Raw genomic sequence first — 11,907 nt, forward strand, 5'->3', positions numbered from 1 at the left:
CCAGCACCTGATCGGAGATGCAGGAGAATGAGCAACATGTCGACGACACCCCCCAGCGCTGGACTGGGCGCGACCATTCGCGCGTGGCGGGATCGGCTGCCCCCGTCGGCAGCCGGGCTGCCGGTCGTCCGCGGGCGCCGGGCGACCGGACTGCGGCGGGAAGAACTCGCTGACTTGGCCGGAGTTTCGGTCGATTACATTGTGCGCCTGGAGCAGGGGCGGGCGACGACACCCTCGGCGTCGGTGGTGGCGTCTTTGGCGCGTTCTCTGCAATTGTCCACGATCGAGCGGGACCATCTGTTCCGCCTGGCACGGCTCGTGCCGCCGGCGGACGAGATGATTTCCGACCATGTTCCGCCTGGCGTGCAACGGGTGCTTGTCCGTCTCGGGGACGTGCCGGTGGCGGTGTTCGCGGCAGACTGGCAAATGGTGTGGTGGAACCGTGGGTGGGCCGCTCTGCTGGGCGACCCCTCCGAGATTCCGCCGCCCTTGCGCAATTTTGCCCGCGACCGGTTCCCAGTGAACGACGATCACACCTATCTGGCGCTGTGGCCGGTGACCGAAACCGACCCGGACACCACCGACCTCGCTCTCGTTTCCGATCTGCGCCGCGCCACCGCCCGATTCCCTCAGGACCGCCGCCTTGCCGCGCTGATCGCTGATCTGAATGCGGGCAACGCCAGGTTCGCAGAACAATGGGCGACAGGAGAGGTGGCTGCCAATCGCGAGGTTCGCAAGACCGTCCGGCATCCGTCGGTGGGTCCGGTCACGGTGGACTGTGACGTGCTGACCGACGGCGATTCCGAGCTCAAGATCGTGATCATGACCGCTGTACCCGGCAGTGACGACGAGACCAATCTCCAGCTCACCACCGTCCTCGGAACGCACCCGCCGAGACAGGGTGAATTCCCCCGGTGAGTCCGGAGTCAGTGAGCACCAAACCCCGCCTGATGTCGATCCCTGGCGGGCGTGGTCGAACTTCAGCTCCGCCACGGCGCAGGGCCGCATGTGTGAGGTGGATCTGCTGATCGCCGCGCCGAGCGGGATACATATGGTCGAGCTCAAATCCTGGCGAGGCGATATCGAGGTGAATGGCGGCAAATGGGTCCAGACCACCGAGGCCGGTGAAGTGATCGAGCACGCCGACCCAGTCCAGCTGACAGTGTTCAAAAGCTCGGCACTCGCGCGCCTGCTGCGCGCTGTGGGAGAGGACGTGTACATCCGTGCGCTGCTCTGTCTGACCAATGACCGCGTGCGCGCAGTTGTGCCGGCTCGGGACCGCCGCTTCGTGGTGTCTCTGGGAGGATTTGATGAAACGGCTCGCGCGACCTACCCACGAGGCTCGTGGACGAATAACCACCGATCGAGTTATCCGGGTAGGGGAGGCCCTGGAAGCGGTCCGGATCGCCCCGGCGACAACCCATCTCGAGTGAACGGGTGTAGGTCCGCTGTTGCACGAGGGGGTGGCAGCAGTGGACCGCGGTGCAGGCGGGCTTGTGGGACGCCAGGGATTCACAGCAGTTCCGCGACGTCCTGTCGACGTTCTGTGGATCGGAGCGGATCGGCGATCGCGGATATTTCCAGTGATTCGCGCTGCATGGAATGGCCTTTGAACAGTGGTTTTGCTGTCATTGGAGTGCAGGCGGCGACGGATGGGCCCGCTTTTATTTGCGTATCGATCGCATCCTTGGATGCTACTTTTGACCGGTCGGTTTGTCCTGCGAACTGGCGTGACCTGCGGGTTCGTGGTTGTTGGTGGGTGTTGTCGGTTGCTGTTCGTGGATCTGTGACGTCCTGATACGGCCGTCGTCTGCCTACGTCCTGTGCGGTTCGGAGGCGATTCGCGGGTGGGGTGGTACTGGGCTTCGGAGGCTCACCCGAGCAAGACGCATAGAGGACCCTCCACGGTTCGAGGAGATGGACAATTTCTTCTGACCGGGCATGCAGATAGCAGGTCGATCACGATTGAGCTCGTCCGACCGGCCAATATTGACACGGTTGCGCGTCAGGTTGAGGCTTGAGGCCGGTGTGAGCAGCAATCTCGTCAGGTGTGGTAGGTCGATGTGCACAGCGATGGACCATCGCCAGCGTCGAGGCGATGGTTTCGGGACGAGACATCTTTTTCAACTCGGTTCACGCGACGCGAAGCGTCGAGCGGAGGCTGAGCAATGCCGACGCGCTGGTCTAGGCAGGGTTCGGCATCGGAGCTGTTGAAATCCCTTCATTTTGGTGGCGCTGAAGCTACTTGTCGGAAGGAGCATCATGAGCGAGCCACCGATCGTGCTGATCCACGAGCTTTAGTGCCTGACGCGGGCCGCTGCCGATGATCGCCGCCGGACCTGGATTCGGCCTGACTGACCACGTCCCGCACACAGCGAAGGAGCACGCCATGAGCTTTGTTCGATTCGCTCGATCCGCACTCGTGACCATCGCCCTCGTCGCCGCCTCGGCCTCGACGATGGCCGGTCCGGCCACCGCCCGACCATTGCCGACGATCGTCTTGGTGCACGGCGCCTTCGCCGACAGGACAAGCTGGGACCCGGTCGCCGCCGCGTTGCACGGCCGCGGCTACACCGTCGTGGTCCCCGACAACCCGCTGCGCGGACCCGTCTACGACGCGGCCGCCGTCGAGAAGACCCTCGCCGGGATCTCCGGGCCCGTGGTGCTCGTCGGCCACTCGTACGGCGGCGCGGTCATCACCAACACGCACAACCCGAACGTGAAAGCCCTCGTGTATGTCGCCGCCTTCGCGCCGGCACAGGGCGAGCCCGTCCAACTGGCACTGGATCCGATCCGATTCCCCGGCAGTCAGCTGCTCCCGCCCGTCTTGCAGGTCAAGGCCGTCGACGACGCTCACGCGATCGGCGGCAGGAACCTCGACGGCTACATTGCCGCCGACGCGTTCCACCGGGTGTTCGCTCCGGATGTCAGCGATGCGACAGCTGCCACCATGCTGACCCACCAGCGCTCGATCGCGCTGTGGGCCAACCTCGAGCCGTCCGGGCCGACCTCCTGGTCGAACATCCCGAGTTGGTCCCTCATCCCCACCCGCGACAACATCATCCCGCCCGCGGCGCAGCGCTTCATGGCGGGCCGCATCGGGGCGCACACCACCGAGATCGCCGCCTCACACGCCGTGCTCGTATCCCAGCCCGCCGCCGTCGCCGCGGTCATCGCCACCGCCGCGGGCAGCTGACCGGGAAAGCCGAACCTCGGCCCCGCAGCGGAGCGGCACGGCCGCCGACGTCAGCGGCGCGAGCAAGCGCCTCGCTCTCGCGATCACCGCAGCGCTCGTCGCGGCGCACCTGACGTTTGGAGCGTCGCGGGCATCAGGTCCCCAACCAGCGACGAACCGGATCTCGACCAGTGGCCGGAGCGTCCAGCGCGGCCGGACAACAGATCAGCCACCCCCATCGCCCTGGACATCCAGGACACCGACCCCCAGATACACACGACCCAAGGGAGACGATCATGAGTTCGGAGAACCGCTCACATGACGGCAAGACGGGGCTCGACGAGTTGGTTCCATCGCGCTACGCACAGCAGGTCGGCGACATCGAAGTGCTGGTGATCAGCGATGGGGTGCTACCGATCGGAGCCGAGACGATCGCCTACAACGCCGCCCCGGCAGACCTGGCGGCTTGGCTGGACGACATGTTCCTGCCACCGGACGTGCTCGACTGGCCGCTGAATGTTGTCGTGGTGCGCAGCGGCGATCAGACCGTGCTCATCGATGCCGGGCTGGGATCGGAGTTCCCGGACTTCCAGCAGACCGGCCGGTTGGCGATGCGACTGGCGGCCGCCGGCATCGACACCGCATCCGTGACCGACGTGGTACTCACCCACCTGCACATGGACCATATCGGTGGGCTGCTCGGTGACGGGCTGGGGTTGCGTCCGGATCTGCGGGTCCACGTGGCCGCCGCCGAGGCCGAGTTCTGGGAGTCGCCCGATTTCTCCCACACCTCCATGCCGACGGGGGTGCCGGACGCGCTTCGCTCGGCCGCGACGCGGTTCCTGGAGGAGTACCGCGGCCGGCTGCAGCCGTTCGAGACGGAGCACGAAGTGGCACCCGGGGTGGTCGCCAGTCGCACCGGCGGGCACACCCCCGGTCACAGCGTGGTCCGCCTGGCGTCCGGCGGCGACCGTCTGACGTTCGCCGGAGACGCCGTGTTCCAGGTCGCGTTCGACCACCCCGACTGGTTCAACGGCTTCGAACACGACCCCGAGGAGGCTGCCCGCGTCCGCGTCCGTCTCTTGCAGGAGCTGGCGGCGAACCGTGAGGCGCTGGTGGCTACCCACTTGCCGTTCCCGTCCATCTGCCACGTTGCGACCGCCGGCAACGCCTTTCGTTGCGTTCCGGCCGTCTGGGACTTCTGATTGATAGAAAGCAGGCGATCATGGACGTCTACAACGCGGTGATGAGCAGACGAGCGGTACGCGGATTCACCGACCGGGGTGTCGAGAGGGAGGTGCTGGAGCGTGTGCTGTCCGCCGCAGCTTGGGCACCGTCCGGATCGAACATCCAGCCGTGGCACGTCTACGTGCTGACCGGCCCACCGTTGGCCGAACTCAAGAAGCGAGCCGGCAAGCGCGTGGCCGCTGGCGACCCCTGGGACGAGCGGGAGTACGAGATGTACCCATCCGAACTGAAGTCCCCGTACCAGGAGCGCCGATTCGCCTTTGGCCAGCAACGTTATGGCGCACTCGGTATTTCGCGCGACGACTGGGAGGCGCGTCAGCGGACCGCCGCCGCGAACTGGGACTGCTTCGGCGCGCCTGCCGCCCTGTTCTGCTATATAGATCGCGACATGGGCTCAGCCCAATGGGTCGACATCGGCATGTACCTGCAGACCGTCATGCTGCTGCTCCGTGACGAAGGACTCCACAGTTGCCCTCAGATGTCGTGGTCGGTGTATCGCAAGACCGTCGCCGAGATCCTTTCACCCCCGAAAGAGCTCATGCTCTTCTGCGGCATGTCGATCGGATATGAGGACCTCACGGTGGGTTATGTCCGCACAGGCCGCGCATCGCTCGACGAGACAGTCGCGTTCGTCGAACGCTAGATCATCACCGCGCCGAGATGACCGAAAACTCCAGCAGCCCAGGGGCTCTCGCGTCGGTGCGGACTGGCTGGTGGTCGTGATCAACTCCGACAACGACTTCAGCGCCGAGCGCACGTAACGGCTCAGCTCGGGCGTCGTCGCGCTGCACCAACGCGCGAACGCGATCTCCACGCTCCCGCAATCGCTCGATCACTGCCGACTCACGCCACCGGTGCCACCACCCGCCCCGGTGATCAGATACAAGGGCGCGCCCATGTTCGCTCCTCACGGTGTGTTTTCCCAATGCTTGGCAAGCGGAGTGCCGGCGAACCGCTCGAGCATCAACCGGGACAACAGCAGCACGGAGCTGCGGGGCCGGTGGTTCACCACGAGGCGCTGGGCCTTTCCGACGGCGTTGAAGGTAACCAGGACGATGACATGAATCGGTACGCCACGCACCGACGAGGAGTAATCCTCGAGGAAACTGTTCTCCCCGCACGGGCCGACGTAATGGAAGTCCTGGAACTCGTATATTTCGCGGGCGGCGACCACGACTTCATGGACGGCCTGCGCGCCTTGTATCGCGCCGTCCCATGCCGCGCCCTCCCCGATTACATCCTCGGCCAAATTGTCCAGCCACGCTGGATAGTACGGCTCGCCCATGTACGTCGATGTCATGTCGCGCCTCCCATCGAATTCGGCAGCCGACCGGCTCGCCGACGCGCACCCACGATGTGTGACCTATGACCCGTGAAACCATATCGACCGGCAGCCCGGGATTGAGGGGAATCCGATACCGAGTCCTGACACCCGTCTCCGAGTAGCCGCGTATCGACTCGACCACCGGCCGTCGACTCTTCCTCGCCGGCCCTCGCGACCGGAAACGACGAAGCCCTGACGGGAGTCGCCGGTTCGGGAAACGCGCTCGCCTACCATTCGGCCTACGAATTCGGCGGAGATCTCACCGCGTTACCCGCGGGCCGAGTGTGGCTCGACAGCCCAGTCTCAGCTTCTACCCGTTCAGGTTGGCTAGGAGCGGGGCGCCCGGGGCGGCGTCCGGGCGGTTGAGCGGGCTCTGGCAGGGTGGTCGGCCGTTTTACCGGGCGTGTCTGCGGAGTGTCGCGGGATATCGTCAGCAGTTCGCCGCAGTGCCCGATCTGGAGCGGTTCTCCTTCGGCCAGGGTGTAACTGGCCCGGGAGTCGGTGATCTCCACTCGCAGACACCGCTGCCGTGCGTGGACGGAGAAGGCCAGCCGGCTGAGGTTCTCAGGCAGCCGGGGAGCGAAATGCAGGGTTCCCTCGCGGTAACGCATGCCCGCGAAGCCAGCGACCAACGCGATCCACGAGCCCGCGAGTGAGGCGATGTGCAGGCCGTCGGGGGTGTTCTTCTCCAGATCTTCCAGATCCATCAGCGCCGCCTCACCGAGGTAGTCGTAGGCCAGGCGCAGATGTCCGACCTCGGCGGCGATCACCGCCTGAACACATGCCGACAGTGAGGAGTCCCGCACGGTGAGCGCCTCGTAGTAAGCGAAGTTCCGGGCCTTCTGGTCCTGCTCGAAGACCTCACCCCGCAGGTACATCGCCAGCACCAGGTCCGCCTGTTTGATCACCTGCTTGCGGTACAGGTCGCCGTAGGGGAAGTGCAGCATCAGCGGATAGTCGTCAGGGCCGGTGGAGGCGAAATCCCACAGTTGGTGGCGGGTGAAGCCCGCCGACTGCTCATGGATTCCCAGCTCGCTGTTGTAGGGCACCGTCATCGACGTGGCGGCATCGCGCCATGCCGCGGTCTCCTCGTCGTCGACCCCCAGGGTGGCGGCCTGGTCGGGGTGGCGCTCGGCGGTATCGGCGGCGGCCCGCAGGTTCTCCTGGGCCATCAGGTTGGTGTAGGTGTTGTCGTCGGCGATCGCGCTGTACTCGTCGGGGCCGGTGACACCGTCGATGTGGAAGTGGCCGAGCGAGTCGTGATGCCCGAGGGAGTACCACAGCCGGGCGGTCTCCACCAGCAGTTCCACGGCGGTCTCGCGCTCGAACTCCACGTCGCCGGTGAGGGAAACGTAGCGAATCACGGCATGGGCGATATCGGCGTTGATGTGCAAGGCCGCGGTGCCGGCCGGCCAATAGCTGGAGCACTCTGCCCCATCGATGGTTCGCCAGGGGAAAGCCGCGCCCTTCAGGCCCAGTTGGCGAGCACGGGCGCGAGCAGCGGGCAGCGTGCGCTGCCGCCAGCGCAACGCCTCGGCGACGCAGTTGGGATGAGCGAAGGTGAGCAGCGGCAGCACGAAGATCTCGGTGTCCCAGAATGCGTGCCCGTCGTATCCGGAGCCGGTCAGGCCCTTGGCCGGGATGGCCCGCTGCTCGGCCCTCACGGCAGCCTGGATCACGTGGAAGAGGGCGAACCGGACGGCCTGCTGGATCTCCGCATCGCCGTCGACCTCGACATCGGCATGTTCCCAGAAGTCATCCAGGAACCCTTGCTGCTGGTCGACCAGCCCCTGCCAGCCGGTGCTCCGGGCACCGGCGAGCGCGGCGTCCACCTGGTCCCGCAGGGCGGGTAGCGAGCGCACCTCGGACCAGCCGTAGGAGACCAGCTTCACCACGCGGAGCGTCCGGCCCGGTGCGAGGTCGGTGATGACGGTGAGCCGAGCCACGTCTTCCCCACTCTCAACGGAGGTCCGGGTGGACGCCGGGCCATTCACCATGTGGTCAGCGGCAGCTGCGACCCGCAGACCACTGGCGGTGGTGCGGTGCACCAGTCGCAACCGCGTGCCCTGGGCGTCGTTCTCCTCGGGCCGCAGCGGGGATTCCAGGGCGGCGGAAACCCGCGGATCACCGCTCGGGGTGGGCAGTTGCTCGTTGGCTACGAGTTCGGACTGCAGGACGAGCTGCACCTCGTCATCGAGCGGTTCCACCTCGTAGGCGATCGCGGCGATGGCTCGCTGGGTGAAGGAGACCAGGCGTGTGGAGCGCACCCGCACACTCTTGCCGACCGGCGAGGTCCACTCGCATGTCCGGTGCAGCAGCCCACTGCGCAGATCCAGCACCCGCTCATGCGACAGCAGCCGTCCGTAGCGCAGGTCGAACGGCTCGTCGTCGACCAAGAGACGAATGAGCTTGCCATTGGTGACATTGATGACCGTCTGGCCGGACTCCGGGTAGCCGTAGCCCGCCTCGGCATACGGCAGTGGATGTAGTTCATGCACACCGTTGAGGTAGCTGCCCGGCAAGCCATGCGGCTCGCCCTCGTCGAGGTTGCCTCGCCACCCGATGTGTCCGTTGGATAAGGCGAAGACGGATTCGCTCTGTGCCAGGACGTCCCAGTGCAGCGCGGTCTCGCGCACACACCATGGCTCGACCACATACGCGGAATGAGTAATCACATTCTGTCCTCCAGCAGCTCGGCGAGGTCACCGACGACGACGTCTGCGCCGTGCTGGCGCAGCGCGTCGGCCTGACCAACCCGATCGACTCCCACGACGTATCCGAAGTGGCCGGACCGCCCGGCATCCATCCCGGCCAGCGCGTCCTCGAAAACAGCGGCAGCGCCGGGCTCGACACCGAGGTCGCGCGCTGCTCGAAGGTAGGTGTCCGGATGCGGTTTACCGGGCAGCTTCCGCTCAGCGGCGACGACGCCGTCGATCCGTACGTCGAACAGCGCCTCGATCCCCGCCGATGCCAGGACGTCACGGGCGTTGGCGCTGGAAGAGACCACAGCGGTGGACAATCCGGACGCCCGGATGGTCTCGACATAGCGGACGGACCCCGCGTACGCTTCGACGCCTTGTGTGCGGATCTTCTCCAACAGCAGGACGTTCTTGCGGTTGCCGAGACCGTGCACGGTATCCAGCTCCGGTAGGTCATCGTCCGAGCCCTCGGGCAGCTCGATCCCGCGCGAGGCCAGGAAGACCCTTACGCCGTCGGCGCGCGGACGGCCGTCAACGTACTCGTCGTAATCGGCGACCGCATCGAACGCCCGGAAATCCGGGCCCTCCCGACGCCGCAGGAAGTCGTCGAAGACTTCCTTCCAGGCTGCGGCATGTACCACCGCAGTCTTGGTCAACACCCCATCCAGATCGAACAGGCAAGCACGAATGACATCCGGAAGACCCAGTCCAGTCATCACTGCCAAATGCCCCTTCATCCCGCGAGTTCGTGAACAGCAAGATCGACAAGCCAACCGTCTGAACCGGCTTGAACGAGGTGACACTACGGAGGCTTGGGCGGTGAAGGACTGCCGTCCAACTCGCACCCTCCAGCGACCGGGCTCGACATTCGCCGAACCGCGACTGGGGCGGGCACCGCCGAGGCGCTGCCAGTGCGAACTCCGAGACCACTTTGACAGCCGCCCGACCGCCCCGATATGGCCTGCAATTCATGGTATCCCGACAGCTGTTGCAGTTCCACGCCCGTCCAATTCGACGAGATCGCCGGGCACCGCTCGAACGAGGGTGTTCCCCAGGGGCTCACCAAACTACACAGGCGCGACGGCGTCTTCCAGGAGCCGGCGATGCGAGAACCCGTACACGGGTCCAGGAGATGGGATCGATCCAACCATCCGGAATGCACGCCGACCAGGCCTAGGGCTCCCCGGTACATGCCTTGCTGTCGGCATCTCGGCGCGATCGCGCGCAGGCATGGTGATAAGGGGCACGCGGGTCATCGCAATTCGCCACCACGCCAGACGTTCACCGATACTGCGCCCCGCATTCGCCTTAATTCTGGACGCTCCTTCGATATTCCCGGTTCATCGCCGGTGTCGCCGCCGATCGATCGGGCAAGCGTGTCGGTAGGCTCTGCCAATACTTCTGACCTAATGCTCGGATTGGAGTGCCATGACAAACGCCGTCGACCTGGTGCTCGGTGCCACAGGCGGGCAAGGCGGGGCTGTCGCCGATGCATTGCTGTCCCGTGGCGCGGCGGTGCGAGCAATGGTGCGTGATACCCGAAGTCCACGTGCACAACGACTCGGCGAGCGGGGTGTGGAACTCGTGGGCGGATCGCTGGATGATCGGGCCGCGCTGGCGGCGGCGATGGCGAGCGTCGCGGGCGTGTTCGCTGTGACCACGCCGTTCGAAGCGGGTGTGGATGCGGAGGTCCGGCAGGGACGGGCGATCATTGGTGCGGCGGGTGATGCGGGGGTGGCGCATCTGGTGTTCAGTTCGGTGGCCTCGGCGGATCAGATGACCACGATTCCGCATTTCGAGAGCAAGGCGGTGATCGAGCAGGAGTTGAGCGCCAGCGGACTCCCGGCGACCGTTGTCGCTCCGACGTACTTCTTCGACAATGCTCTGGGCGGCCGGCAAGAACTGCTCGATGGTGTGCTGGAGCTGCCCTTGCCTGCCGATCGGCCACTACAGCAGCTGGCGCGAGAAGATTTGGGGCAGTTCGTTGCTCACGTTCTGGCCGAGCCGCGGAAGTATCTCGGCGAACGCATCGAGCTGGCCGGCGATTCCGTCACCCCAGCCGAGATGGCCGCGGCGATCGGCGATGCATTGGGGCGGCCCGTCATCCATCGGCAGACTCCACTCGCCACGATCGGCAATGCGGACATGCACGCCATGTGGACATTCCTCAACGGCGGTGGTTATCGCGTCGATATCGATGCCCTGCATCGCGCGAACCCCGAGATCGAGTGGACCTCGTTTCGTGACTGGACGCGACGAACCTTCATCCGCTGAGGCCGGAGCGTTCCACGGAGTCCGGACCTGAGTCGAAACCGAGGACGAAGGGAATTACTGATATGCCGGAGACGAATTCCGCCACCGCGTGGCCGCAGCTGCGGGTGGCGGACTGGACCGATACCCGCGAAACCCTGCACATGTGGACACAGGTGGTGGGCAAGATCCGGCTCGCGCACGCTCCTTTGTTGAATCACTGGTGGCAGGTCACCCTCTATGTGAGTCCGCGTGGGCTCACGACCTCGGCGATCCCCTACGCCGATCGGCTCTTCGATATCGAATTCGATTTCTTTGCACAGCAATTGGTGATCCGGGCCGACAACGGCGATACCCGGAGCGTGGTGCTCGCACCGAAATCGGTGGCGCAGTTTTACACCGAAACCATGCAGGCCCTGGACGAACTGGGGCTCGAGACCCGGATCCAGGGCCGCCCCAATGAAGTCGACCCGTCGATTCCGTTCGCCGAGGACACCCGGCACATCTCGTACGATCCGCAGTCCGCGCAGACGTTCTGGAGGCAGCTCGTGCATGCCAACCGCCTGCTCAACGAGTTCCGTTCCGGCTTCAGCGGTAAATCCAGTCCGGTGCATTTCTATTGGGGTGCAATGGATCTGGCGTGTACCCGTTTCTCGGGACGGAGTGCGCCCGAACACGGCGGCGGTGCACCGTACTGTGCCGATTGGGTGATGGTGGAGGGCTATTCCCACGAGCTCAGCAGCTGCGGATTCTGGCCCGGCGGCGGTGCGGAAGGCGCGTTCTACGCCTACTCCTATCCCGAACCCGACGGCTACCGTGAACGTCGGCTACATGTGCCCGGCGCAGCCTACGACGCCGATCTGGGCGAATTCGTCCTACCCTATGAAAGGGTGCGTGCCGCAGACGATCCGAACGCGCTGGTGACCGCATTCCTGCGCGAAACATATGAGGCGGCAGCCGAACTCGGCCATTGGGACCGAAACACGCTCGAATGCAATCCGCTGCGGTGGGCCCTGAAGCGAGCTGCGGCGCCCTGGTCGCTGCGCTGACCCCACAGGAACAGAAATCACGAATACGCCCAGAGCAGCTGGATCGACTACCTCGCAACCACGACTGACCGCTAGGTCACAGCCGCTGCTGGATCGCTCACTTCCCGCTGAGCTACGTCGATTACGTCGGTGGGTCACGTTGTTCCCGGCCGTGGCGCTGGT

The 11,907-nt window shown here is 65.4% G+C and carries 10 protein-coding genes; 7 read left to right on the plus strand and 3 right to left on the minus strand.

Annotation, left to right across the window (positions count from 1 at the left end):
* Positions 1 to 36: 36 nt before the first annotated feature.
* The 5 genes from ON40_RS35705 (at position 37) to ON40_RS35720 (ending at position 5,066) form a co-directional block, all read left to right on the plus strand.
* Complete coding sequence (locus tag ON40_RS35705) at positions 37 to 918, plus strand: helix-turn-helix transcriptional regulator (protein ID WP_085997859.1); 882 nt, start codon at positions 37 to 39, stop codon at positions 916 to 918.
* Positions 902 to 1,798 carry an NERD domain-containing protein gene (locus tag ON40_RS56310; protein WP_157186636.1) on the plus strand — a complete coding sequence of 299 codons (897 nt, stop codon included), beginning with the start codon at positions 902 to 904 and terminating at the stop codon, positions 1,796 to 1,798. The genes ON40_RS35705 and ON40_RS56310 overlap by 17 nt, the downstream gene beginning before the upstream one ends.
* A gap of 660 nt (positions 1,799 to 2,458) precedes the next feature.
* A complete protein-coding gene (locus tag ON40_RS35710; protein ID WP_373282031.1) occupies positions 2,459 to 3,196 on the plus strand; it encodes an alpha/beta fold hydrolase in 738 nt (245 codons plus the stop codon).
* A gap of 275 nt (positions 3,197 to 3,471) precedes the next feature.
* A complete protein-coding gene (locus ON40_RS35715; RefSeq protein ID WP_040829732.1) occupies positions 3,472 to 4,380 on the plus strand; it encodes an MBL fold metallo-hydrolase in 909 nt (302 codons plus the stop codon).
* A gap of 20 nt (positions 4,381 to 4,400) precedes the next feature.
* Positions 4,401 to 5,066, plus strand: a complete 666-nt coding sequence (locus ON40_RS35720; protein ID WP_040829733.1) for a nitroreductase — start codon at positions 4,401 to 4,403, stop codon at positions 5,064 to 5,066.
* A gap of 264 nt (positions 5,067 to 5,330) precedes the next feature.
* On the opposite strand, the gene ON40_RS35730 is transcribed toward ON40_RS35720, so the two are convergent.
* The 3 genes from ON40_RS35730 to ON40_RS35740 all read right to left on the minus strand — a co-directional run bounded on the left by ON40_RS35730 (position 5,331) and on the right by ON40_RS35740 (position 9,162).
* On the minus strand, positions 5,331 to 5,723 hold the full coding sequence (locus tag ON40_RS35730; protein ID WP_040829736.1) for a hypothetical protein: 393 nt from the start codon (positions 5,721 to 5,723) through the stop codon (positions 5,331 to 5,333).
* Between the two features lie 263 nt (positions 5,724 to 5,986).
* Entirely contained in the window at positions 5,987 to 8,422 is a 2,436-nt protein-coding gene (locus tag ON40_RS35735) for a glycoside hydrolase family 65 protein (RefSeq protein WP_083896152.1), read from the minus strand.
* Entirely contained in the window at positions 8,419 to 9,162 is a 744-nt protein-coding gene (locus ON40_RS35740) for an HAD family hydrolase (RefSeq protein WP_040829748.1), read from the minus strand. The genes ON40_RS35735 and ON40_RS35740 overlap by 4 nt, the downstream gene beginning before the upstream one ends.
* Before the next feature lie 712 nt (positions 9,163 to 9,874).
* Between ON40_RS35740 and ON40_RS35745 the strand changes: the two genes are divergently transcribed.
* The gene (locus ON40_RS35745) at positions 9,875 to 10,720 is read left to right on the plus strand and encodes an NmrA/HSCARG family protein (RefSeq protein ID WP_040829737.1); all 846 of its coding nucleotides are present in this window, start codon (positions 9,875 to 9,877) and stop codon (positions 10,718 to 10,720) included.
* A gap of 62 nt (positions 10,721 to 10,782) precedes the next feature.
* Complete coding sequence (locus ON40_RS35750; protein ID WP_040829738.1) at positions 10,783 to 11,745, plus strand: DUF5996 family protein; 963 nt, start codon at positions 10,783 to 10,785, stop codon at positions 11,743 to 11,745.
* Positions 11,746 to 11,907: the final 162 nt, after the last annotated feature.

It is taken from the genome of Nocardia jiangxiensis NBRC 101359, assembly GCF_000308615.1.
Classification (GTDB): domain Bacteria; phylum Actinomycetota; class Actinomycetes; order Mycobacteriales; family Mycobacteriaceae; genus Nocardia; species Nocardia jiangxiensis.

Bases quoted from the DNA above. Each gene is read 5' to 3' on its own strand.
- ON40_RS35715 (WP_040829732.1), top strand. From the start codon at position 3,472: ATGAGTTCGGAGAACCGCTCACATGACGGCAAGACGGGGCTCGACGAG.
- ON40_RS35710 (WP_373282031.1), top strand. From the start codon at position 2,459: ATGGCCGGTCCGGCCACCGCCCGACCATTGCCGACGATCGTCTTGGTG.
- ON40_RS35750 (WP_040829738.1), top strand. From the start codon at position 10,783: ATGCCGGAGACGAATTCCGCCACCGCGTGGCCGCAGCTGCGGGTGGCG.
- ON40_RS35720 (WP_040829733.1), top strand. From the start codon at position 4,401: ATGGACGTCTACAACGCGGTGATGAGCAGACGAGCGGTACGCGGATTC.
- ON40_RS35730 (WP_040829736.1), bottom strand. From the start codon at position 5,723: ATGACATCGACGTACATGGGCGAGCCGTACTATCCAGCGTGGCTGGAC.
- ON40_RS35705 (WP_085997859.1), top strand. From the start codon at position 37: ATGTCGACGACACCCCCCAGCGCTGGACTGGGCGCGACCATTCGCGCG.
- ON40_RS35740 (WP_040829748.1), bottom strand. From the start codon at position 9,162: ATGACTGGACTGGGTCTTCCGGATGTCATTCGTGCTTGCCTGTTCGAT.
- ON40_RS35745 (WP_040829737.1), top strand. From the start codon at position 9,875: ATGACAAACGCCGTCGACCTGGTGCTCGGTGCCACAGGCGGGCAAGGC.